At 65.5% G+C, this 22,335-nt stretch carries 25 protein-coding genes; 9 read left to right on the top strand and 16 right to left on the bottom strand.

What is annotated here, in order from left to right:
- The first annotated feature begins 109 nt into the window (after positions 1-109).
- The gene (locus ACNJYA_RS07090) at positions 110-1,096 is read left to right on the top strand and encodes a hypothetical protein (RefSeq protein ID WP_439402291.1); all 987 of its coding nucleotides are present in this window, start codon (positions 110-112) and stop codon (positions 1,094-1,096) included.
- Here ACNJYA_RS07090 and ACNJYA_RS07085 read toward each other — a convergent pair.
- Genes ACNJYA_RS07085 through ACNJYA_RS07065 form a run of 5 tightly spaced genes read right to left on the bottom strand, consistent with a single transcriptional unit; the run spans position 1,035 to position 8,188 of the window.
- On the bottom strand, positions 1,035-1,847 hold the full coding sequence (locus tag ACNJYA_RS07085) for an ABC transporter permease (protein ID WP_260382152.1): 813 nt from the start codon (positions 1,845-1,847) through the stop codon (positions 1,035-1,037). The genes ACNJYA_RS07090 and ACNJYA_RS07085 overlap by 62 nt on opposite strands.
- 4 nt (positions 1,848-1,851) lie before the next feature.
- On the bottom strand, positions 1,852-2,766 hold the full coding sequence (locus tag ACNJYA_RS07080) for an ABC transporter permease (RefSeq protein ID WP_439402290.1): 915 nt from the start codon (positions 2,764-2,766) through the stop codon (positions 1,852-1,854).
- Positions 2,763-3,935, bottom strand: a complete 1,173-nt coding sequence (locus ACNJYA_RS07075) for an ABC transporter ATP-binding protein (RefSeq protein ID WP_439402289.1) — start codon at positions 3,933-3,935, stop codon at positions 2,763-2,765. Before ACNJYA_RS07075 ends, ACNJYA_RS07080 begins: the two co-directional genes overlap by 4 nt.
- A gap of 52 nt (positions 3,936-3,987) precedes the next feature.
- Positions 3,988-5,466 (bottom strand): glycerol-3-phosphate dehydrogenase, encoded by a 1,479-nt coding sequence (locus ACNJYA_RS07070; protein ID WP_439402288.1) that lies wholly within the window; start codon positions 5,464-5,466, stop codon positions 3,988-3,990.
- 34 nt (positions 5,467-5,500) lie between these two features.
- The gene (locus ACNJYA_RS07065; RefSeq protein ID WP_439365762.1) at positions 5,501-8,188 is read right to left on the bottom strand and encodes an EAL domain-containing protein; all 2,688 of its coding nucleotides are present in this window, start codon (positions 8,186-8,188) and stop codon (positions 5,501-5,503) included.
- A gap of 202 nt (positions 8,189-8,390) precedes the next feature.
- Between ACNJYA_RS07065 and ACNJYA_RS07060 the strand changes: the two genes are divergently transcribed.
- Positions 8,391-9,515 (top strand): NAD(P)/FAD-dependent oxidoreductase, encoded by a 1,125-nt coding sequence (locus ACNJYA_RS07060; RefSeq protein ID WP_439365761.1) that lies wholly within the window; start codon positions 8,391-8,393, stop codon positions 9,513-9,515.
- A 145-nt stretch (positions 9,516-9,660) separates the two neighbouring features.
- On the opposite strand, the gene ACNJYA_RS07055 is transcribed toward ACNJYA_RS07060, so the two are convergent.
- Positions 9,661-9,840: a YdcH family protein gene (locus ACNJYA_RS07055; RefSeq protein WP_025034152.1), complete on the bottom strand. Its 180-nt coding sequence runs from the start codon at positions 9,838-9,840 to the stop codon at positions 9,661-9,663.
- A 329-nt stretch (positions 9,841-10,169) separates the two neighbouring features.
- Between ACNJYA_RS07055 and ACNJYA_RS07050 the strand changes: the two genes are divergently transcribed.
- From ACNJYA_RS07050 to ACNJYA_RS07040, 3 genes are all read left to right on the top strand, one after another.
- Positions 10,170-10,376 (top strand): YdcH family protein, encoded by a 207-nt coding sequence (locus tag ACNJYA_RS07050; protein WP_008546179.1) that lies wholly within the window; start codon positions 10,170-10,172, stop codon positions 10,374-10,376.
- 123 nt (positions 10,377-10,499) lie between these two features.
- Complete coding sequence (locus tag ACNJYA_RS07045) at positions 10,500-10,718, top strand: hypothetical protein (RefSeq protein ID WP_007596256.1); 219 nt, start codon at positions 10,500-10,502, stop codon at positions 10,716-10,718.
- A gap of 97 nt (positions 10,719-10,815) precedes the next feature.
- Complete coding sequence (locus ACNJYA_RS07040) at positions 10,816-11,067, top strand: hypothetical protein (RefSeq protein ID WP_172784742.1); 252 nt, start codon at positions 10,816-10,818, stop codon at positions 11,065-11,067.
- On the opposite strand, the gene ACNJYA_RS07035 is transcribed toward ACNJYA_RS07040, so the two are convergent.
- Positions 11,064-11,774, bottom strand: a complete 711-nt coding sequence (locus ACNJYA_RS07035; RefSeq protein WP_212254285.1) for a GGDEF domain-containing protein — start codon at positions 11,772-11,774, stop codon at positions 11,064-11,066. The two genes, ACNJYA_RS07040 and ACNJYA_RS07035, sit on opposite strands and share 4 nt — an antisense overlap.
- Positions 11,775-11,916: 142 nt before the next feature.
- On the opposite strand from ACNJYA_RS07035, the gene purE reads away from it, so the two are divergent.
- Positions 11,917-12,405, top strand: a complete 489-nt coding sequence (gene purE / locus ACNJYA_RS07030) for a 5-(carboxyamino)imidazole ribonucleotide mutase (RefSeq protein ID WP_172784744.1) — start codon at positions 11,917-11,919, stop codon at positions 12,403-12,405.
- Positions 12,402-13,508, top strand: a complete 1,107-nt coding sequence (locus ACNJYA_RS07025) for a 5-(carboxyamino)imidazole ribonucleotide synthase (RefSeq protein ID WP_439365760.1) — start codon at positions 12,402-12,404, stop codon at positions 13,506-13,508. The genes purE and ACNJYA_RS07025 overlap by 4 nt, the downstream gene beginning before the upstream one ends.
- Before the next feature lie 43 nt (positions 13,509-13,551).
- On the opposite strand, the gene aqpZ is transcribed toward ACNJYA_RS07025, so the two are convergent.
- Positions 13,552-14,274 (bottom strand): aquaporin Z, encoded by a 723-nt coding sequence (gene aqpZ, locus ACNJYA_RS07020; RefSeq protein ID WP_439365759.1) that lies wholly within the window; start codon positions 14,272-14,274, stop codon positions 13,552-13,554.
- Between the two features lie 259 nt (positions 14,275-14,533).
- Between aqpZ and rpsU the strand changes: the two genes are divergently transcribed.
- On the top strand, positions 14,534-14,830 hold the full coding sequence (gene rpsU, locus ACNJYA_RS07015; protein WP_008546194.1) for a 30S ribosomal protein S21: 297 nt from the start codon (positions 14,534-14,536) through the stop codon (positions 14,828-14,830).
- 101 nt (positions 14,831-14,931) lie between these two features.
- Positions 14,932-15,582 (top strand): tetratricopeptide repeat protein, encoded by a 651-nt coding sequence (locus ACNJYA_RS07010; protein ID WP_439365758.1) that lies wholly within the window; start codon positions 14,932-14,934, stop codon positions 15,580-15,582.
- A gap of 26 nt (positions 15,583-15,608) precedes the next feature.
- Here ACNJYA_RS07010 and ACNJYA_RS07005 read toward each other — a convergent pair whose 3' ends face one another.
- The 8 genes from ACNJYA_RS07005 to ACNJYA_RS06970 form a co-directional block, all read right to left on the bottom strand.
- Positions 15,609-16,514, bottom strand: coding sequence for a hypothetical protein (locus ACNJYA_RS07005; protein ID WP_439365757.1), 906 nt, complete (start codon positions 16,512-16,514; stop codon positions 15,609-15,611).
- A 91-nt stretch (positions 16,515-16,605) separates the two neighbouring features.
- The gene (locus ACNJYA_RS07000) at positions 16,606-16,890 is read right to left on the bottom strand and encodes a cupin domain-containing protein (RefSeq protein WP_172784749.1); all 285 of its coding nucleotides are present in this window, start codon (positions 16,888-16,890) and stop codon (positions 16,606-16,608) included.
- 12 nt (positions 16,891-16,902) lie between these two features.
- Entirely contained in the window at positions 16,903-18,000 is a 1,098-nt protein-coding gene (locus ACNJYA_RS06995; RefSeq protein WP_172784750.1) for a calcium:proton antiporter, read from the bottom strand.
- Positions 18,001-18,134: 134 nt separating this feature from the next.
- Positions 18,135-19,607 carry a sodium:proton antiporter gene (locus ACNJYA_RS06990; RefSeq protein ID WP_439365756.1) on the bottom strand — a complete coding sequence of 491 codons (1,473 nt, stop codon included), beginning with the start codon at positions 19,605-19,607 and terminating at the stop codon, positions 18,135-18,137.
- A complete protein-coding gene (locus ACNJYA_RS06985; protein ID WP_260383616.1) occupies positions 19,567-20,364 on the bottom strand; it encodes an alpha/beta hydrolase in 798 nt (265 codons plus the stop codon). The genes ACNJYA_RS06990 and ACNJYA_RS06985 overlap by 41 nt, the downstream gene beginning before the upstream one ends.
- Before the next feature lie 26 nt (positions 20,365-20,390).
- Entirely contained in the window at positions 20,391-20,561 is a 171-nt protein-coding gene (locus ACNJYA_RS06980; RefSeq protein ID WP_271503798.1) for a hypothetical protein, read from the bottom strand.
- 13 nt (positions 20,562-20,574) lie between these two features.
- Positions 20,575-21,972: an NAD(P)(+) transhydrogenase (Re/Si-specific) subunit beta gene (locus ACNJYA_RS06975; protein WP_172784751.1), complete on the bottom strand. Its 1,398-nt coding sequence runs from the start codon at positions 21,970-21,972 to the stop codon at positions 20,575-20,577.
- Between the two features lie 39 nt (positions 21,973-22,011).
- A complete protein-coding gene (locus ACNJYA_RS06970) occupies positions 22,012-22,329 on the bottom strand; it encodes a proton-translocating transhydrogenase family protein (RefSeq protein WP_014492434.1) in 318 nt (105 codons plus the stop codon).
- Positions 22,330-22,335: the final 6 nt, after the last annotated feature.

Raw genomic sequence — 22,335 nt, 5'->3', positions numbered from 1 at the left:
AGGACGCAAGGGGTCGCCGCAAGCAAAGCGGTCGAGCAACGGCGTGGGCAATTGAAGATTGTCCACGCCTCATCTAACCTCCGGGTTCCCAAAGGCGGGGCCCGGCATCATGCGAAGCAACGACGCGATCCATCTCGGCCTGATGCTGCTGGCGCTCGCGGCCGCCTATCTGGTGCCGTTCGAGCTGTTGCTGCTGGCCTATGTCGTCCTCGGCCCGGCGCATTATTTCACCGAGATCTCGTGGCTGCATGACCGCAGCTACTACCTGCCCCATCGCGGCATTGCGGCGGTCCTCGCCATCGTCGCCGTGGTCGCGGCGCTGATCGACAACGCCTCGTGGTTCGGTTTTGCGATGTGGGCCGCGCTGGTCGTCTGCGCCATGCTGGCGGCGACCGCCACCGCGATCGAGAGCATGCTGCTGTTCATGGTGGCGCTTGCGCTGTCCGCGATCATGTATTCGAGCGGCTCCTCGCTCGCCGTGATCGGCATCCTGATTCCGACACTGATCCACGTCTCGCTGTTCACGCTGATCTTCATGGTGCTCGGCGCCTACCGGTCCGGCAGCCGCGTGCAGGCCGCGCTGGTGGTGGTCTATCTCGCCGCAATCGCCGCGATCCTGCTGCTGCCGCCCGCCGCCGAAATCCGCATCGCAAGCTTTGCCCGGGTCGGGCAGGACTATTTCGGCAATGTCGGCCCGGCGCTCGGCCGGCTGTTCGGCGTGCCGGGGCTCGTGCTCGACACCAGGCTGACCAGCCTGCTCGCCTTCGTCTACACCTATCACTACCTCAACTGGTTCATCAAAGCCGACGTGATCCGCTGGGCCGAGGTGCCGAAGGCACGGCTCGCGGCAATGGCCGCGGCCAGCGCGGCGGCGACCGCGCTCTATTTTTACGACTATGCTTTCGGGTTCACCTTCCTGCTGGCGCTCAGCCTCATTCACATCCTGCTGGAGTTTCCGCTCAATGCGCTGGCGCTGCGCCAGCTCGGCGCGGCCATGCAGGACGCGGCCCGCGTGCGGTTCGCCGCACGACCAGCTACAGCGGCGCCGCGCTCTCGCCCTGCGAGCTCGACAGCTTCGAAGCGAGCGAGGCGATGACGATGACGACCGCGATCAGGGCGATCACCAGCGTGCAGATCGCGTTGATCTCGGGCTTCACGCCGAGCCGCACCTCCGAATAGATGCGGATCGGCAGCGTCGCCGAGCCCGGGCCGGTGGTGAAGCTCGCGATCACGAGGTCGTCGAGCGACAGCGTGAAGGCCAGCATCCAGCCGGCGACGATCGCCGGCGCGATCAGCGGCAGCGTCACGGCGACGAACGCCCGCACCGGGTCGCAGCCGAGATCCATCGCCGCCTCCTCCAGCGAGCGATCGAGCGATCCGAGGCGCGACTGCACGACCACCGCGACGAAGCACATGGTCAGCGTGGTATGGGCGATCGTCACCGTCCAGAAGCCGCGCTCGGCGTTCAGCGCGACAAACAGCAAGAGCAGCGACAATCCGGTGATCACTTCCGGCATCACCAGCGGGGCATAGAGCATGCCGGAGAACAGGGTGCGGCCGCGGAACCTCTCCCCGCGCGACAGCGCCACTGCCGCCAGCGTGCCCAGCAGTGTCGCGATGGTCGCGGAGGCGACCGCAACCCGCAGGCTCATCCAGGCCGCCTCGATCATGGCGCGATCGTTGAAGAACTCGTGATACCAGCGCAGCGACCAGCCGCCCCACACCGTCACCAGGCGCGAGGCGTTGAAGGAGTAGAGAACGAGGATCAGGATCGGCAGATAGAGGAAGGCCAGCCCGAGTGCCAGCGAGGCGATGTTGAAGCGGGACAGGCGGGCGACCTTGCGCATCGTCTCAACGCCCCTGTTCCAGCTGCCGCTTCTGCAGCCGCTCGTACAGCAAAAGCGGCAGCAGCAGCACGACCAGCAGCACGATCGCAGCAGCGGAGGCGACCGGCCAGTCCTTGTTGGTGAAGAATTCGAGCCACAGGGTTTGGCCGATCATCAGCGAATTGGATCCGGCCAGAAGATCGGGAATCACGAACTCGCCGACGATCGGGATGAAGCACAAGAGCACGCCGGCACCGACGCCGGGCAGCGACAGCGGGAAGGTGACGAGCCAGAACACCTGCCAGGGCGGCGCGCCGAGATCGGAGGCCGCCTCCTCCAGCGCCGGCTCCATCTTGGCGAGCGTGGCATAGAGCGGCAGGATCATGAACGGCAGATAGGAATAGACGATGCCGATATACATCGCAGTGTCGGTGGAGAGCCACACCACGGGCCGGCTGACCAGATGCAGCGCGAGCAGGACCTGGTTCAGCAGGCCGTCGTGCTGGAGGATGTTGATCCAGGCGTAGATGCGGATCAGGAACGAGGTCCAGAACGGCACGATCACCAGCACCATCGCCACCGCCTGCCGGCGTTTCGGCAGCCGCGCCATGCCGTAGGCGATCGGATAGCCGATCAGGAGCAGCAGCGCGGTGGCGGTGATGGCGACGGTGAGGCTGCGCACATAGGCGAAGACGTAGATGTCGTCGGAGCCAAGCAGCTTGAAATTGTCGACCGAGAGCGCTGCGAACGCCGCCTTGAGAGCGTCCCATCCCGCCGTCACGTCGAACACCGGCGCGTAAGGCGGCTGCGCGATCGCGGTCTGCGACAGGCTGATCTTGAGCACGAAGGCGAACGGCACCAGGAAGAACAGCACCATCCAGACATAGGGCGCGATCGCGGCGAAGCGCGCCGGCCTTGCGAAGATGCGGCGCGAGCTCATGATTGCAGCACCACGCAATCATCAGGCGTGAACCAGGCGACGACATGCTGGTTCAGGCTGTAGGCGTCGACGTCGAGCCGCGCGCTGTTGGCGACCGACGCCTGCAACATTCCGCCAGTGTCGAGCTTCACCTTGTAGGTGGTGGTGCCGCCGAGATAGCAGATGTCGGCGATCACGCCGTCGAGAGTGTTGATCGCCGTCTCACGACCGGCCTCGCTGACCGGGGCGCGGCGCGACAGCTTGACCTTCTCGGGACGGATCGCGACCGCCAGTTTTCCGGTGCCGACGGCTTCGCGCGGCTCGGCCACCACCAGCGCCCCCGCATCACGCGTGCCGATGACCAGACGACGACCGTCGCGCAACTTGGACTCGCCGTCGAACAGATTGATGTCGCCGACGAACTCGGCGATCCAGCGCGAACGCGGCGCCTCGTAGAGCTCGCGGGGGCTCGCGACCTGGGCGAGCTTGCCTGATTTCATCACACCGATCCGGCTCGCCATCGTCATCGCCTCCTCCTGGTCGTGGGTGACGATGATGAAGGTCATGCCGAGCCGCCGCTGCAGCTCCATCAGCTCGGCTTGCGTGCTCTCGCGCAGCTTCTTGTCGAGGGCCGCGAGCGGCTCGTCGAGCAGCAGCAGTTGTGGGCGGCGCGCCAGGGCGCGGGCCAGCGCCACGCGCTGGCGCTGACCGCCGGACAGCTGGTCCGGCTTGCGCTTTTCCAACCCTTCGAGCTTGACCAGCGCGACCATCTCCGCCACGCGCGTCGCGATCTCGGCACCCGGCATGCCGGCGCGCTTCAGGCCGAAGGCGATGTTGTCGCGCACCGACAGATGTGGGAACAGCGCATAGTTCTGGAACATCATGTTGATCGGCCGCTCATGCGGCAGCGCCTGCGCGATATCCTTGCCGCCGAGGAGGATGCGCCCCTCGTCCGGCGCCTCGAAGCCCGCGAGCATGCGCAAGAGCGTGGTCTTGCCGCAGCCGCTCGGGCCGAGCAGCGCGAAGAACTCGCCGGCGTTGATATCGAGCGACACCCCGTCGACGGCGCGGAATGTGCCGAAGGTCTTGGCAACGCCGTCGATGCGCAGCAGCGGCTGGCCTGCGGCCGGAAATGATTCTCCGCCAGCCGGTTCAGCCGCAACGTTCGTTTCGGGCAATTCTTCCGCCATGGTCCCTGCCAACCCCGATTCCGCCGCACGCTAGCGGCCGATCGTGTTTAGCTCAACCGGTTCGGGATGAAACGCTCTCGCCCGCCATGAACACCGCCAGCGCGTCACGATCCGCGGCGGGCATGGTCAGGCCGAGCTTGGAACGGCGCCACAGAACATCATCCGGAAATCGCGCCCATTCACGGCTCATGAGATAGCGCGCTTCGGCGCCGGTCAGTTCGGGGCCGAAGGCCGGGCCAAGCTCCTCGCGTGTCCTTGCTTCACCGAGCATGGCCGACAATCGCGAGCCATAGGCGGCAACCAGGCGCTGGGCTTCCGGCTCCGACAGAAAGCGCCAGCGCTCGCGTGCGAGGTCGACCTCGGTGTCAAAACGGTCCCAGGCGAAATCTCCGCCGGGCAGCGCTGCGCCGGCGGTCCAGGGCGGCGACATCGGGTAGAACGGCGTCAGCTTCGTCACCGCCCGCTCGGCGCGCCGGCGCGAGGTGGTGACGTCGCCGCCGAACATCGTGATCAGCGGCGCCTTGCGCCGACGCGCATGGAACAGGGTCGTACCCTCGCGTTGCCGCGCGGACGCCGGCCTCAAATTGACGCCGGAGACCGTCCGGACCACGTCGGTCGGGACGATGCGCTCGCGAAAGTAGCGGCTCGCCGCTTCGCAGAGATAATCGACGTCGGCACCGCGCATCGCCACGATGGCGGGGTCGCCGGTGAAATCATGCGCGACCGTGCCGATCAGCGTGAACGCGCGCTCGAACGGGCTTGCGAAGATCAGGCGGCCGTCGCTGTTCTGGAACACGTAGACGTTGTCAGAATCGAACAGCCTGGGCACGATGATCTGGCTCATCTGCATCGCCGTCACGGCGGGCTGTGGCTGGCGCAGGATCGTCTCCGCGACGATCGAGGTCCAGCCGCCACTGGTATTGGCCAGCGCCCTGGCTGTGATGGAGCGGCGGTGGCCGCGATCGACCACGGCGAGCCGCCAGATGTCGGTTCGGTCGGCACGCACGCAGCGTGCGCCGGTCCGGATCGCCGCACCACGCTCGGCGGCGTCCAGCGCCGTGAGCACGACAAGGCGCGAATCGTCGACGATGCAGTCCGAATATTCGAACGCCGTGCCGAACGGGCGCTTCAGCGCGTTGCCGACCGGGTGATGGGTGATGTCGAGGGTCGCCGACGCGGGCAGGCCGCTCCTGCCGGCGAGGCCGTCATAGAGAAACAGGCCGGCCCGCAGCAACCAGGGTGGACGCTCGTCCACATGCGCGGGAATCACGAAACGCATCGGCCGGACCAGATGCGGCGCGATCCGGAGCCAGATCCGGCGCTCGGCCAGAGCCCGGCGCACCCGCCAGAAGCCGCGGCGCTCCAGCACTGAGAGATCGCCGTGGATCAGCCGCGGTGTGGCCGACGACGACGCGCCGCCGAGATCGCCCTGCTCGAACAGGATTACCCGCAGGCCGCGGCCCGCCGCATCGCGGGCGAGGCTGACGCCGTTCAGGCCGCCGCCGATGATCGCGAGATCGTAATCCGCCATGAAGCCGTCGAATGGGAGCGAAGCGCTCCCATCACTAACCGGTCTTCAGCGCAAGCTCCATGGCTTCGTCGCGGCCGACGAGGCCGGCATATTTGCCGATCGGCAAGGGCTTGCCGAGCAGGTAGCCCTGCACGCCGTCGCAGCCCTCCTTGGCGAGGAAGGCGAGCTGGTCGACCGTCTCGACGCCCTCGGCGATGATCGACATTTCGAGGCCGTGGCCGAGGTCGATGACGGCGCGCACGATCGCCGCCGATTGCGGGTTGCGGCCGAGATTGATGATGAAGGCGCGGTCGATCTTGATCTTGTCGAACGGAAACGCCTGGAGATAGCTCAGCGAGGAATAGCCGCTGCCGAAATCGTCCATGGAGATGCGCACGCCGAGCGCCTTCAGGCGGCGCAGCAGCGCGAGACCGCGGTCGAAATCCTCGATCAGAACACCCTCGGTGATCTCGAGCTCGAGCCGGCCGGGTGCAAGGCCCGTCTCGAGCAGGATCGAATGGACGAGGCCGACCACGTCGCCGTGCATGAACTGCGCCGGGGACAGATTGACCGCGACCTGCAGCGGCTTCGGCCAGGACGCCGCCTCGCGGCAGGCCTCGCGCAGGATCCACTCGCCCATCTCGACGATGAGGCCGCTTTCCTCGGCGATGGGAATGAACTCGGCCGGCGAAACCTGGCCGCGCACCGGATGCTGCCAGCGCGCCAGCGCCTCGAAGCCGATGATCTCGCTCTCGGCGACGCTGTGGCCCGCGGCCCCCTGCGGCTGGAAGGCGAGTGCGAGTTCGCCGTTCTTGACCGCCATGGACAGGTCCTGGTGCAGCACGCGGCGGTCGCGAATCTGCTGGTCCATCTCGGGCTGGTAAAGGCTGATCGTGCCGCGCGACTTCTGCTTGGCGCGGAACAGCGTGGCACCGGCATTGGCGAGCAGCGAGGCGCCATCGGTGCCATTGTGGGGGAACACCGACATGCCCGTGGTGATGCCGGCGCGGACCGGACGGCCGTCGATCTGAAAATCCTTCGCGACGGCTTCAGCGATCTGCTGCGCCAGCGCGAGGCCGGCCTCGGGCTGCTTGCCGTCGATGATCAGCCCGAACTCGTCCCCGGACAGGCGCGCCACCACGCCGCCGCGCGCGGAATCCTGGAGCCGATGGGCGACCTCGATCAGGAGCTTGTCGCCGAGCGCATGGCCGAAGACGTCGTTGACCTCCTTGAGGCCGTCGAGGTCGACGCAGAGCACGGCGAACTCCTCGCCGGTGCCCTCGCAGGCCTCGATCATCTGGGTCAGCGCCTGCAGGAAGGCGGCGCGGTTCGGCAGATCGGTGAGGCCGTCGTGATAGGCCATGTGCGCCATGCGCGACTCGGTCTGCCGGCGGTCGGTGACGTCCTCGTGGGTCTTGATCAGATATTGCGGCTCGCCGGCCTCGCTGAGCACGGTGGCGCGGCGGGTGAGGAACAGCCGCAGGCCGTCCTTGGTCGAGATCGGATGCTCCTCGGTGATCATCCCGCGTTTCTTGATCGCGGCCTCGTCGCGCGCGACGATCAGCTTGGCTTCCTTGGCGTTGAAGATGTCGGTCGCGGTCAGGCCGGTGGCTTCTTCGCGGCTGCGGTTGAGGATCGTCTCGGCGCTGCGGTTGGCGAGAAGATAGCGGCCGTCCTTGACCTGCTCCACGATCAGCGCAACCGGGATGTTGTCGACCACGAGCTCGAGGAACTTCTTGGTGCTCTCCAGCTCCTCCGACAGCGAGCGGCGGTCAGTGATGTCCTCGAACACGATGAGCAGAAATTCGGGCTTATTGCTCTCGTTGCGGACCACGATCCGGATCGAGGCGACCGTGCGCTGCGCGCCGGCACGATCCACGTCGAACTCGTTGCGGTACTGGCCATCCGGCGAATTGAGTGCCGCCTCGTCGGCCGCCTCGATGCTCGCGGCCGAGGCCGATGCAAACAGCTCCCGCGCATTCCTGCCGACGGCGAAGTCCCGCGACAATCCCCAGAACTTCTCATAGGCGCTGTTGGCGAAGATGTAGCAGCCGTCCTCGATGTTCTTGGCCGCCACGCAGGCCGGCACATGGTCCAGCACCGTCTCCAGGAACTGCTTGGTGGAGGCGAGCTGCCGCGACAGCCTGCGCTCCTCGCTGACGTCGAGATGGGTCGCCACCGAGCCACCGTTCGGCAGCACGAAATATTTCACCAGGATGGCCCGTCCGTCGGGCAGCTCCGTGATCAGGCCGTTGACGCTCGATGCCTTGTCGTAGAACTCGGCGTCGGAGGCGGCATTCAGCACCCCGCGCCTGCGACGAAGCTCGAGAAGGTCGTGGCCATTCATGCCAGGCCGGACTTCCGACCGCGTCAGGCCATAGATCTCGAGATAGCGGTCGTTGCAGAAGATGATGCGGCGCTGCGCATCCGTCATCACCACGCCCTGGTTGAGATTGTTCATGGCGGAGGAGATGAAGGCGTTGCGCCGCAGCTGCAAACGCCTGGACCGGCGCAATGAGGAATGGATCCACAGCCCGATCGCGGCGAGGAACGCGCAGACCACGATGCCGGCGATCAGGGCTTCCCAGATCACGCCCGGATCAAGCCCGGTGAGATCTCCCGCCACGGCAAGGCTGTCCGATGCCGCAAAGGCGCGCGCAGGCGCGCCCGTGCCGGCCAGGCATAGGAGGGCCTGCACAGCAATCGAAAGCGTGCTGCCCACGTGCCAGTTCTTCTCAGCCATCAGCCACCCGCGATTTCAACGTCGGATTGTCTGGCCTCGCGGGTTTGGATCGGGTAAACGCCTGAGGGAACAACAGAATAATGTCACGTGAAATACGGCAATTGCCCTGACATGATAAACGCCTTCTTAACGGAAGCCCCGCCTGCGCGCCCCTGCCCGGGCCATACGCCACCGGTGCTTCCAACTGGTATCCTGCACAACCATGGATAGGGTCGACTGCGTCGTCATCGGAGCCGGCGTGATCGGTCTCGCGGTGGCCCGAAAGCTCGCCCAGGCCGGGCGCGAGGTGATCGTGCTCGAGGAAGCCGAGGCGATCGGCACCGTCACCTCCTCGCGCAACAGCGAGGTGATCCATGCCGGCATCTACTACCGCGCCGGGAGCTGGATGGCGCGCATGTGCGTGGCCGGCAAGCACGCGCTCTACCGCTACTGCGACGAGCGCGGCATCCCGCACAAGAATTGCGGCAAGCTGATCGTCGCGACCAGCCCGAAAGAGACCGAGAAGCTGCAATCGATCAAGGCCCATGCCGAGGCCAACGGCGTACTCGACATGCAGCTGCTCTCGGGGGAGGCCGCACGCGCGCTGGAACCTGCGCTCGCCTGCGACGCCGCGCTGCTGTCACCGTCGACGGGCATCATCGACAGCCACGCCTACATGCTCTCGCTGCGCGGCGAAGCCGAGGACGCCGGCGCGGCTTTCGCGTTTCACACTCCACTGATCCGTGCCAAGGCGGCGGCCGGATTCATCGAGATCGATGCCGGCGGCGAGGCACCGATGACGCTGCAATGCAGCCTCCTCGTCAACGCCGCGGGGCTGTCGGCGACGCATGTGGCGCGCAGCATCGACGGCATGCCGCTGGACCGGATTCCAGCGGCCTATCTCGCCAAGGGAAACTATTTCAGCTGCAACGCCAAGGCGCCGTTCTCGCGCCTGATCTATCCGGTGCCCGAGCCCGGCGGATTGGGGGTGCACCTGACGCTGGACATGGCAGGACAGGCGCGCTTCGGGCCTGACGTCGAATGGATCGAGACGATCGATTACGAGGTCGACCCCTCACGCGCCGAGCGGTTCTATCCCGCGATCCGCAAATACTGGCCGACGCTGCCTGACGGCGCGCTGATGCCGAGCTATTCCGGCATCCGCCCGAAGATCGTGCCCCCGGCCGTGGCCACGCAGGATTTCTTGATGCAGGGCCCGCGCGATCACGGCGTTGCAGGCCTGATCAATCTGTTCGGCATCGAATCGCCGGGATTGACGTCCTCGCTCGCGATCGCCGATCACGTCGCCGAGCTCGCAGACATCGAGAGCGCTTCGAGAAGCGGATAAGTGTTGGTGTCGAGACCACGCGTCCAAACAAGAGTGAGCGCCGCGCAAACCTGTTGCACGGTGCACACCTTGCAGCAGGGATGAGCACGAATGCTCTCATCCCTGCGTGAAGGATGTGATCAACTCTACACTGTCACGGGGGTTACTAGTGGAGCGTGTCGCCTTGCTTCAGACGCTCGATCTGGTCCTTGACCATCAACTTCCGGCGCTTCAACTCAACAATTTGCAGGTCGTCTGTTGAAAGGTGCACGAGAGCTTCGTGCAATTCGTTTTCGAGAAGTTTGTGCTTCCGTTCCAATTCAACGAGATGTGCCTGAATTGTCATTCGAAACCTCCTCGGTAGGGTTGAACCTCAGGATTCGATCCGGACGCCTAAGTCTACATCACCGATTCGTCCTGTCGATGGGTAACCGTCGTCGCGGCGTCATTTTTGAAAGTTCATATGTAACGAAGCGTGACTAGGGGAACCACGCCGGAAAAATCCATGATATCAATGCGCCGGCGCCACGCCGCAGCTCCTCGCAGAAATATCTTGCGGGAGATCGGCGATGCGGGATCGCAGATCGCTTGCGATCACGCGGCGCAAGGACGATAATTTCCACAGGGCATCCACAGCCCAGATCTCACGCCTATCGGTTTTCGGCCACCGCAGACATGACCAATGAAGATGAGCGTGAGCTCGAAGCCGAGCTCACCCGGTTGCAGCAGGAACACCGAGATCTCGATGCGGCGATCGATGCGTTGCATCAATCGCCCGCCCCCGACCTGTTGCGGTTACAGCGCCTGAAAAAGCGCAAGCTGTTGTTGCGCGACCGCATCGCTTTCATCGAAGACCAGATTACGCCCGACATCATCGCCTGAGCCGGTCTCGCGCGGCGCCCGCCGCTTCCGAATCCGCTTGACTCAATAAGAACAAAATAGGAACATTCGCGGGCGCCCCAACACCTCAGAGAACGCTCAAGACAACACACGAGGACAACGCAGATGTCGGCGACCGCCCTTCTCGACAACAGCCATTATGAGCAGGCCTGCGATCAGGCGATCGCGATGTGCGACGGCAATCTGCGCAGCACCATCAAGGCGCTGATCATGGCCAACGAATATCTGGAAGCCGAGCTGGAGGAATTGCAGGCGGCGATTTCCGCGGGCTGCATTCCGGAGACTTCGCGCAGCAAGATGCGGAGCAAGAGCAGCGCCGCCTGATTTTCAAAGCGCGAAGAGACCGCGCTTTGTTTTAAGCATGATCTTGTCGGAAAACCGCTTCACACTTTTCCGGATCATGCTCCATCGGAGCAACGCCATGTCGGATGTGACCTATTACGTTGCAATGCCCTTTTTGATCGATGATGACGGATCCCCCGTCGCAGGCGCGGCAGAGGAGTGTCAGTCCTCGACGGCGGCGCTGCGACGCGCAGAGATTCTGGCGCGCGGCGCCGGCCATATCGGCGCGGTCGCATTCAGCCGCAGCGGCGATCCCATGACCGGCGAGTTCGGGGATGCGACGCTGCTGCGCAAGTTCGGCAACGTGCCGGAAGATCTTGCAACCCTCTAGACGAGCGCTCGCTGCGGAGCCTGATCCGCCGCCTCGTGCCGGCGGTGCGCCTTGCGCACGTACATGGCGGCATCCGCTTCCTCCAGGGCGCGAGCTGCCGCGGACTGCGGACCGAGCAGGGCGACGCCCGCCGAGGCGCCCGCGGTCACGTGCTGGCCGCGAAAGACGAAGGACAATTCGTCGATCGCCTGCTCCAGGGCGGCGGCCTTCGCCTTGGCATCGGTCTCGCTGAGATTCCAGAGCAGCAGCGCGAACTCATCGCCGCCGAGGCGGCCGACCACGTCGGAGGCGCGGACCTGTCGCGTCAGCGTGGCGACAATCGCCTTGAGCACCTCATCGCCGGCGGCATGACCGAAGGAATCATTGATCGGCTTCAGCCGATCGACGTCGAGCACGATCAGCGCCCCGCTGGCGCGGTAGCGCTTCATGTAGGCGATGGCGCGCGCGAGCTCGCGCTCGAAACCGCGCCGGTTGGGGATATCGAGCAGGAAATCGGTGTCGGCGGCCGCCTCGAGTTCCGAGATCCGCAGCAGGGCTGCCTTGAGCTTGCTCCTGAGGCCGCGAATGGCCGCCTTGCTGTCGTCGGCAGCAGGCGCTCCGCGCAAGGCCGGTTTGGCCGCGCGGCTCGAAGCGGCTTTGGATCGGCCGGCGCTGATGGTCCGGCCCTTTCCGGCCTTCGCAGAGCTCGCCCTTTTTGGTTTCTTCATGGGCATCCTGCTCAATGAAGGCTTGCGGGGATTCACCAAGACAGGATAGTGGATTCCCTTCTCCTTGCCACCGCCTTGCGAGCCGCCGGCCGGAAACATTAATCTGGCCTATCTTTCTGTTTTTCTGGGCACAATTGACCTCATGACCGCGCCAATCGCCATCATCATGGGAAGCCAGTCGGACTGGGACACGATGCGGCACGCCGCCGACACGCTTGACGCGCTCGGCATTGCTGCCGACAGCCGCATCGTCTCGGCCCACCGCACACCCGACCGGTTGTTCGCCTTCGCCAAGGGCGCCAAGGCCGCGGGTTACAAAGTCATCATCGCCGGGGCCGGTGGCGCGGCACATCTGCCCGGCATGGCGGCAGCGCTGACGGAACTCCCGGTGTTCGGCGTTCCCGTCGAATCCAGGACGCTCAAGGGCGTCGATTCGCTCTATTCGATCGTCCAGATGCCCGCGGGCATCCCGGTCGGCACCCTCGCCATCGGCAAGGCCGGCGCGATCAATGCCGCGCTGCTGGCGGCCGCCGTGCTGGCGTTGTCGGACCCGGCCCTGTCGGATCGCCTCGCCGCCTGGCGCAAGGCGCAGACGGAGGCGGTCGCCGAGCGCCCGGAGGACCAGGCGTGACGGACACCAGGCACGTGAAGCTGAAGCCCGGAGACACCATCGGAATCCTCGGCGGCGGACAATTGGGCCGGATGCTGGCCATGGCCGCGGCGCGGCTCGGCCTGCGCTGCCAGGTGTTCTCGCCCGATCCGGATTCGCCGGCCTTCGACGTCGTGCTGAACGCGACCTGCGCCGAATATGCCGACGTCGAGGCGCTCGAATTGTTCGCGCACGATGTCGACGTCATCACCTATGAATTCGAGAACGTGCCGGCGGCAGCCGCGCTGGTGCTGGACGCGCGCCGCCCGGTGCTGCCCAACCGCAAGATCCTCGAGACCACCCAGGACCGGCTCGCCGAAAAGGATTTCGTGACGAAGCTCGGCATCGGCACTGCCGCCTATGCCGACGTCACCTCCGTCTCCTCGCTGCGCGAGGCGATCGCCAGGATCGGCCTTCCGGCGGTGCTGAAAACCCGCCGCTTCGGCTATGACGGCAAGGGCCAGGCCATCATCCGCGAGGGCGACGACATCGCGAAAGTGTGGACCAGCCTCGCCACCAAATCGGCGATCCTGGAGGCCTTCGTGCCCTACGAGCGCGAGATCTCCGTGATCGCCGCGCGCTCCGCCACCGGCGAGGTCGAGTGCTTCGACGTCACCGAGAACGAGCACCGCGACCACATCCTGAAGATATCGCGTGCACCCGCGCCGATCCCGGATGCGCTCGCCGAGGAGGCGCGCAGCATCGCCGGCAAGATCGCAACCGCGCTCGACTATGTCGGCGTGCTCGCGGTCGAGATGTTCGTGCTCGCCAACGGCACCGGGCCGAAGGTGCTGGTCAACGAGATCGCGCCGCGCGTGCACAATTCCGGACACTGGACGCTCGACGGCGCCTCCATCTCGCAGTTCGAGCAGCACATCCGCGCCATCGCCGGCTGGCCGCTCGGCAAGCCGGTGCGCCACGGCGACGTCGTCACCATGACCAACCTGATCGGGGACGAGATCAAGGACTACGAAAAGTGGCTGAGCGTGCCGGGCGCGACCGTGCACATCTACGGCAAGGGCACGCCGCGCCCCGGCCGCAAGATGGGCCACGTCACCGAAATCAGGCCGCCCCGGGACGAGTGACGGGATCGCAGCAAAGGCTGCAATCCCGCCGGGTGCTTTTCGATTACGCCGTCTTCACGCCCGCAACGACGCCGGTGGGCTCCTCGCTGAGCCAGCGATAGATCACCCCGCCGAGCGCGCCGCCGATCAGCGGCGCGATCCAGAACAGCCAGAGCTGCGACAGCGCCCAGCCTCCGACGAACAGCGCCGGGCCGGTGCTGCGCGCCGGGTTCACCGAGGTGTTGGTGACGGGAATGCTGACGAGATGGATCATCACCAGCGCGAGCCCGATCGCCAGCGGTGCGAAACCCGCCGGCGCGCGGCCATGGGTGGCCCCCATGATGATGAACAGGAACATCATGGTCATCACCACCTCGGTGAGGAAGCACACGATCATGCTGTACTGGCCGGGCGAATGCGCGTCATAGCCGTTGGAGGCAAAGCCCTTGCCGACGTCGAAGCCGGGCGCCCCGCTGGCAATGACATAGAGCAGCCAGGCGGCAATGATCGCCCCCGCCACCTGGGCGACGATGTAAGGCAGGACCCGCCCCGCCGGAAAACGGCCACCGGCGGTAAGACCGACCGTGACGGCCGGGTTGAGATGGCAGCCGGAGATGTGGCCGATCGCATAGGCCATGGTGACGACGCTCAATCCGAAGGCCAGGGACACGCCGACCAGCCCGATTCCCACCTGCGGGAAGCCGGCCGCAATCACCGCGCTTCCGCAGCCCGCGAATGTGAGCCAGAAGGTGCCGATGGCTTCGGCAGCATATTTTTTGATGTCCATTGTGGTCCCCTCATTGCAAGATTCCGGAACAAAGCTCCGGCGCGGCCCCGTCCTCGGCGCCAAACCGCCCAAATCGGGGCCGCATGGAGGTATTTTCGCCGCATTTAATGGCCGAACTTGGCCCGAAAATCCGCTTGGCCGGTGGACATCTGCTGTTTTGTCTGATACATCCGCGCGCTCAAGGTTAAGGGCTTGCGCGTTTCGCCATCCCCTTTGACTTACCAGAATTCAAATCCGATCCACTTGAAGAGGATGCCGCGTGCAGGTTCTCGTTCGCGATAACAATGTTGATCAAGCCCTCAAGGCGCTGAAGAAGAAGATGCAGCGCGAGGGAATTTTCCGCGAGATGAAGCTCCGCGGTCATTACGAGAAGCCCTCCGAGAAGAAGGCCCGCGAAAAGGCCGAAGCCGTGCGCCGTGCGCGCAAGCTCGCCCGCAAGAAGCTGCAGCGCGAAGGCCTGCTGCCGATGAAGCCGAAGCCGGTGTTCGGCGCCGGCCCGGGCGGCGATCGCGGCGGTCGTGGCGGCCCCGGTGCAGGTCCGCGCGGACCGCGCTGATCCGATTCAGCAAGACTTCAGTTTTCGATGACGCGGGCCCCAGGCCCGCGTTATTGTTTTGAGGACTTGTCGGATCAAGCTCTAGCGCGAGCGAACCGTAGATGGCCTCCCCTTTCCCTCAGCGCGGCTTTGCGCGACGGCGTCGGATCTGGCAGCCGCCGCTCGCGGTGGCGTTGACGGGAATCGCGCTGTGCGGCTGCTCGTTCGATCTGGGATCGCTGATGCCGGAGAAGGACAAGCCGCAGGAAGCGCCCAAGGCCGCCACGCCGGCCGAGAGCGCGGTAAGCGCCGGCAACGTCACCGAAGCCCAGGCCCATACCGCGAAGGCCCAGTCCCTGGCGAAGTCAGGCGAGACCGCGGCAGCGCTCGACGAGTTCAACCGCGCGGTCGGCCTCGATCCCTATAATGCGCAGGCGCTCTATGGCCGCGCCCTGATCTACCAGAGCAACAACCAGCACGACTTCGCGATCGCCGATTTCAGCGCCGCCAGCGGCCTCAACCCGCAAAAGGCCGAGCCGCTGCTCGGCCGCGCCATCAGCTATCTCGCGCTCGGCAAGGTCAAGGAGGCCGCAGCCGATCTCGATGAAGCCTCCGAGGCGGATCCGCACAATGCCCAGGTCTGGACCGCGCGCGGTCAGGCCTATGAGCGGCTGGGCGACAAGGCAAAAGCGGCGGCGTCCTACACCAGGGCGGTCGCGCTTCGTCCACGCGACGAACCCGCCCGCAGCGGTCTCGCCCGCGTCGGCGGCTGACCGTTTGGTGTAGCCTGAGCGTAGTTCTAGTCGGGCGTAGCGCTCTTGGGCAGAACGGCGTTGAACATCGACTTCATGCCCGACAGCATCTCGTCGGCGACATTGGTCTTCTTCGGCCGCGGCATGGAGGCGCCCGCATCGGCACGCAGGTCGAGCGGGGGCGCGATCACCGGCACGGGAATGTCGGCCGGCGGCGTCACCCGATTCGGATCGTCGTTGCCGACCGAGGCCGTGTAGGGCGGATTGGAGCCCGCATTGCCATAGGCCTCGGGCGAAGGCGTCGAGACATTGATCGGCGGCGGCAGCGGACGGACCGGGGACGGCTCCACATTCACGACCCGCGGGGCCTCCGGCGTGCGGGCAGCGTCCCGCACCGCAGGCTCGGCCGGCTTGGTCTCCGAAGCGCGAGCCTCGGCAGGCCTGGTTTCCGACGATTTGGCCTCGGCAGCCTTGCCCTCGGGCGATTTGCGCAGGCGCTCGATCGCAGCACGTGCCAGATCGTTGGCGTCGGGAGCCGGGGAAGCCGCCGCCGGGGCTGAATTGGCCTCGACCACCGGAGCAGAGGCAGCCGGTGCGGATTTCGCCGCGGCCTTGTCGCGGGTAGAGGGTCGGCCGCGCGGGGCGGCGTCAGCGGGAGCCACGTCTGCGGCCTTGGTCTCGGCGGCCGGCGGCCGATCGGCCGGCTTCTCGGCTGCCGCCTTGTCCGTCACGCTCTTCTCGGGAATGCCCTTGGCCTTGACGCCAGGCGCGGGAAGGTTGGCGCTATCGGTCGGCTTGCCGTCGGCGCCGGTCTGGGCAGGCGCGGTCACGGCGGCTGGGGTGTCGGCGGCCGGCTTGGCGTTGATGTAATGATTGACGATGTAGGCCCCGATGATCGTCGCGAGCACCGAGGGGAAGATATCCATCGAAATTTTTGCGAGGTATTTCAGCATTCCGACCACTCCCCGCGCGACCTGATGCGGGAACTTTAGGGCATTGTGAGGGATCAACTGCGACGGATCGATGGCAAAGGGTGGCGCGCCCCTAGCGTTTCAGCTCAATTTCAAGGAACACGATCTCAGTTGAGGTTTCGTTAAGTACGTCATGCTGGACGCCGGCCTTGCGGAAATAGGATTTACCGGCGGAAAGCTGCGCCTTGGACCGTTCGCCATTGGGCGCCACGATGGTCATCTCGCCGGCGGCGACCGGAACGATCACATAGTCCATCCCATGGGTGTGATGGCCGGTGGCGCTGCCGGGGGCAAGCCGCCATTCGGTCACCCGGACCTCTTCGTTGTCGATCTGGACGTCGGACTTGGCGGCAAGCACCGGGAGCTCCTTCTACGGCACGAAAACCATGAACACGTAGACGGCAAATACCACCATATGCACCAGGCCGAACAGGACATTGGTTCTGCCCGTGCCGAAGGTCAGCATGCTCAGGAAGAAGGTCAGCAGCAAAAGGACGCTGCCCTGGGCGCTGAGGCCGAGCTCGAGCTCCTTGTCGAGCGCATAGGTCGCGACGCCGACGGCAGGAATGGTCAGGCCGATGGTCGCCAGCGAAGAACCGAGGGCGAGATTGATGCTCTTCTGGAGGTCGTTCCTGCGCGCCGCCGCGACGGCCGCAACGCCCTCGGGCATCAGGATCAGCAGCGCGACCAGAAGGCCGGCGAAGGCCGGTGGCGCGCCGATCCTGGCGCCCACGGCATCGACCACCAGCGAGAATTTCTTGGCGAGCAGCACGACCGCCAGAAGCGAGACCAGGAGCAGCACCACGGTGAGCGCGAGTGCCCCTGCAGACACGTGCGCCGCCCCGCCCTCGCCGTCGGCACGTTCGTGCACGAAGTAATCCTTGTGCAGGACGGTCTGGGTGTAGAGAAACACCGCATAGAGCGCCAGCGTGACCACGTCGACGAAGCCGAGCTGGACCGCGGAATAGACCGGCCCCGGCGTGGTGGTGGTGTAGTTCGGCATGATCAGCGTGATGGTCGCGAGCGCGAACAGGACGCTGAGGTAGACGTTGGCGCCGGAGAGCTGAAAGCCCTGCTCGCGATAGCGCAGGCCGCCGATGAAGATGCAGAGCCCGACCAGGCCGTTGCAGACGATCATGACCACGGCGAACACGGTGTCGCGGGCCAGTGCCGGGGCAGGCTTGTCGCCCAGCATGATCGTGGTGATCAACGCGACCTCGATGATGGTCACCGAGAGCGTCAGCACCAGCGTGCCATAGGGTTCGCCGACCCGCTCCGCGATCACCTCGGCATGATGAACCGCAGCGAACACCGTGCCGAACAGGATGACCAGGAGGACGATTGCGAAGAGCAGTCCGCCAAACGACAGCGTGAACACGTAACCCGTCGCGCTGACGGCCGCGAACAACAGCACGGCCAGCGCCGGAAAGACCCAGGCCGACCGGGGCATCGGATCATGCGCGCTCATCCACCGGCTCCAATCTCAGCATGATCCGGAAAAGTGTGTTGCGGTTTTCCGATATGATCATGCGCAATCGAAAAACCGAGGTGCGATGAAATTCATCGCAGCTCGGCCGAGCAGTAGCAAATCGGCCGGCAGATTCAATGCCAGTGCAGGATCGGCGCGACCGGCAGGAACGTCAGCAACAGGAACAGCGGGATCAGCACGGCGCCCGCGCGCAGGAGATAACCGAAGAAGCTCGGCATCTCGATGCCGTTCTCGCGGGCGATGCTGCTCACCATGAAGTTCGGCGCGTTGCCGATATAGGTGAGCGCTCCCATGTAGACGGCTCCCATCGAGATCGAGGCGAGCGTGCCCGAGAGCTCATGCATCAGCACCTGCGGGGCGCCGCCGGCGAGCTCGAAGAACAACAGATAAGTCGGCGCATTGTCGAGGAATGCCGACATCAGTCCGGTGAACCAGAAATAGGCGACCTCGCGCGGGGTGCCGTCCGGCGCCGTCACGGCCGACAGCAGCCAGGCGAACGCGCCGTGATGGCCGGCATTGAGCATGGCAATGACCGGGATGATGGCGACGAAGATGCCCGCGAACAGCTTTGCGACCTCGCGGATCGGCTCCCAGGTGAAGCCGTTGGCCTGCCTGTGCTCGTCGGGCGTCAGCCATACCGACAGCGCCGCGATGGCCAGCAGCACCAGATTGCGAACGAGGTCCTCCAGGTCCAGCCTGGTGCCGAGAACATCGAACGCGATGCCGGGCCTCCACATCGCGGAGGCGAGCAGGCTGGCGACGATGGCTGCGATCAGCACCAGATTGACGAGGCCGCGGATGCGCAACGGCTCGCCACGGCTTGTGTCAGTCGGAGGCGGCTCGCTGCGAAAGCGCCAGACGTCGATGACGGCGAAGATCGCGAGCAACAGACCGGCAACCAGCGCGGTCTGCAACCAGATGGTCCGCGTGGTCCAGAAGAAGTCGACACCGTGGAGGAAGCCGACGAAGAGCGGGGGATCGCCGAGCGGGCTCAGCGCGCCGCCGACATTGGCCACCAGGATGATGAAGAAGATGACGACATGGGCGTTGTGGCGCCGCAGCCGATTGGCGCGGATCAAGGGGCGGATCAGGATCATCGCGGCACCCGTGGTGCCGACGATGCTCGCCCCCAACGTGCCGAGCGCGAGGATGCCGACATTCGCCGCCGGCGTGCCCTTGATGTCGCCCGTGATGAGAATGCCGCCGGCAACGACATAGAGCGCGAACAGCAGCACGATGAAGCCGAGATATTCGGCGAGGATGGCATGGACCAGCGCCGCCAGCATCGCCATGCCGCCGGCGAAGACGACGAGCGCGGCGAGCGCCAGCAGCGACCAGGCAGCTGTGATCTTGCCGTAATGGTGATGCCAGATCTTCGGCAACAGCAGCGGCCCCAGTGCGATCGACAGCAACAAGCCGGCAAAGGGCAGCGCATGGGGCCAGCGCATCGCCGCGCCGTCGAGCCCGGTCGCGGCAAGCGCATTCTGCGGCAGAAACGTCAAGCAGGAGACGGCGAGCGCGGGAACGTAACGTTGAGCCAAGCCGTCAGTCGCCAATGAAGCCTCTCGCCGTTTCGATCGCGCCATATTGATCGAGATTGTCGTGCCCGCCGCCCTCCATGCGAACGAACCGCTTGGGCTCGCGGGCGAGTGCGAACAGACGCTCTCCGAAGACGATCGAAATGACAAGGTCATTGGTGCCATGCATCACCAGGAGCGGCACCGTGACGCGCGAGATGCGCTCGTCGGAGGGAAACGGGTCGCGCATCAGCAGGCGCACCGGCACGAACCGGAACGACGAAGCTGCAATGTCGGCCGTCGACGTATAGGGGGCTTCCAGGATGAGCTTTCCAATGCGCTGCTCCGAGGCGAGCGCGACCGCCACGCCGGTCCCGAGCGAAAAGCCCCAGGCGACGATTCGTTCCGCCGCGTAGCGCGCGGTCGTGAAGGCGTAGGCGGCCGCGGCATCGCGCAACAGGCCCTCCTCGCTGGGCGCGCCGCTGGAGCCGGCATAGCCGCGATAGGACAGCGCGACGAGGCCGGTACCGTCTGCGGTCATCGCCTTGAAGCGGCCGACAGGACCGGCGAGAAAATCACCATTGCCTGGAAAATACAGGATCACGGGACGACCGGGTTTCGCCGGCACGTGCCAGACGATGACCTTCTCGCCGTCCGAGGTAGTCAGGACATGCTCTTCCGCCTCGGGAAGGCCCGCAGCATCGGGTGCGGTGCGACCGACGGGCGGGATCGGAAACAGCATCTCGCGCTGGCGGAGATACAGCACGACGAGACCGGCAAGATAGACGGCCACGAGCAGGATGACGGTCCATTTGACGATGGTGATCATTGCGCGGCCGGCCCCGATCCAGACTAGGGCTTGCGACGGCTCCGCAGCAATTTCATGACGTCGGGCCGGAGACTCGCCGGAACGTCGCGGCAGCCGCACGCCGCCTTGTGGGCAGCGTGCCAGGCGATGCGCTGCTCGCGCGTCGCCTTGGGCGGCATGCGATGGGACCGGTGCCATTCCTTGTTGATGGCCACGGTCCCTCCCTCGCTACATCGCCTTGACGATGTTCTCGGTGACCTTCTTGGCGTCGCCGAGGAGCATCATGGTGTTGTCCCGGTAGAACAGCGGATTATCGATGCCCGCGTAACCCGAGGCCAGCGAGCGCTTGATGAACATCACCGTGCCGGCCTTCCAGACCTGGAGCACCGGCATGCCGTAGATCGGCGAGGACTTGTCCTCTTCGGCCGCCGGGTTGGTGACGTCGTTGGCGCCGATCACGAAGGCGATGTCGGCCTGCGCGAATTCGGAGTTGATGTCCTCGAGCTCGAACACCTCGTCATAGGGCACGTTGGCCTCGGCGAGCAACACGTTCATGTGGCCGGGCATGCGGCCCGCGACCGGGTGAATGGCGTATTTCACCTCGACGCCTTCCTTCTTCAGGATGTCGGCCATCTCGCGCAGCGCGTGCTGCGCCTGCGCCACCGCCATGCCGTAGCCGGGCACGATGATGACCTTGGAGGCGTTCTTCATGATGAAGGCGGCATCGTCGGCCGAGCCGAGCTTTGCCGGCTTCTGCTCGCCCGTGCCGCCGCCGGCCGCAGCGGTCTCGCCGCCGAAGCCGCCGAGGATGACCGAGATGAAGGACCGGTTCATCGCGTGGCACATGATGTAGGACAGGATCGCGCCCGAGGAGCCGACCAGCGCGCCGGTAATGATCAGCGCGGAATTGCCGAGCGTGAAGCCGATGCCGGCCGCGGCCCACCCCGAATAGGAGTTCAGCATCGAGATCACGACCGGCATGTCGGCGCCCCCGATCGGGATGATCATGAGCACGCCGAGCAGAAGCGCCAGGATGACGTTCAGCCAGAAGAACACGGGGCTGCCGGTGACGACGAGACCGACGATGCAGGCGACCAGCGCCACCGCGAGCGCGATGTTGATCACGTGGCGGGCCGGCAGGATGATCGGAGCGCCGCTCATCCGTGCCGAAAGCTTGAGGAAGGCGATCACCGAGCCGGTGAAGGTCAAAGCGCCGATGGCGACACCGAGCGACATTTCGACCAGGCTCTGGGTGTGAATATTGCCCGGCGTGCCGATGTCGAACGCCTCGGGCGCATAGAACGCGCCGGCGGCGACCAGCACCGCGGCCATGCCGACCAGCGAGTGGAAGGCCGCGACGAGCTCCGGCATCGACGTCATGGGCACGCGCCGCGCGATCACCGCGCCGATCGCGGCGCCAATCGCGATGCCGACGATCACCAGCACCCACGCGAGACCGTCAGCCGGCGGATGGTTGGCAAGCGTGGTGGCGACCGCGATCGCCATGCCGATCATGCCGAACAGATTGCCCTGGCGCGACGAAGCCGGGCTGGATAGCCCACGCAGCGACAGGATGAACAGCACTCCCGCCACGAGATACAGAAATGCAGAGAGGTTGGCGCTCATCTCAGGTCCCCATTGATCCCATCAGCCCGAGGTGGCCGCTCACTTCGACTTCTTCTTGTACATCGCCAGCATGCGCTGGGTGACAAGGAAGCCGCCGAAGATGTTGATGCAGGCAAAGATCAGCGCGACGAAGCCGAAGGCTCGCGCCCAGCCGGAGCCGCTCGAAACATTGGCGACGCCGCCGGCAAGCAGCGCACCGACCACGATCACCGAGGAGATCGCGTTGGTCACGCTCATCAGCGGCGTGTGCAGCGCGGGTGTCACCGACCACACCACGAAATAGCCGACGAAGACGGCGAGGACGAAGATCGACAGCCGGAAGATGAAGGGGTCGACGACCTGTGCAGCGTGCTCCATAACGGG

Source organism: Bradyrhizobium sp. BLXBL-01, from assembly GCF_051853025.1.
Lineage (GTDB): Bacteria > Pseudomonadota > Alphaproteobacteria > Rhizobiales > Xanthobacteraceae > Bradyrhizobium.
This window is presented reverse-complemented; position numbering and strand designations above follow the sequence as displayed.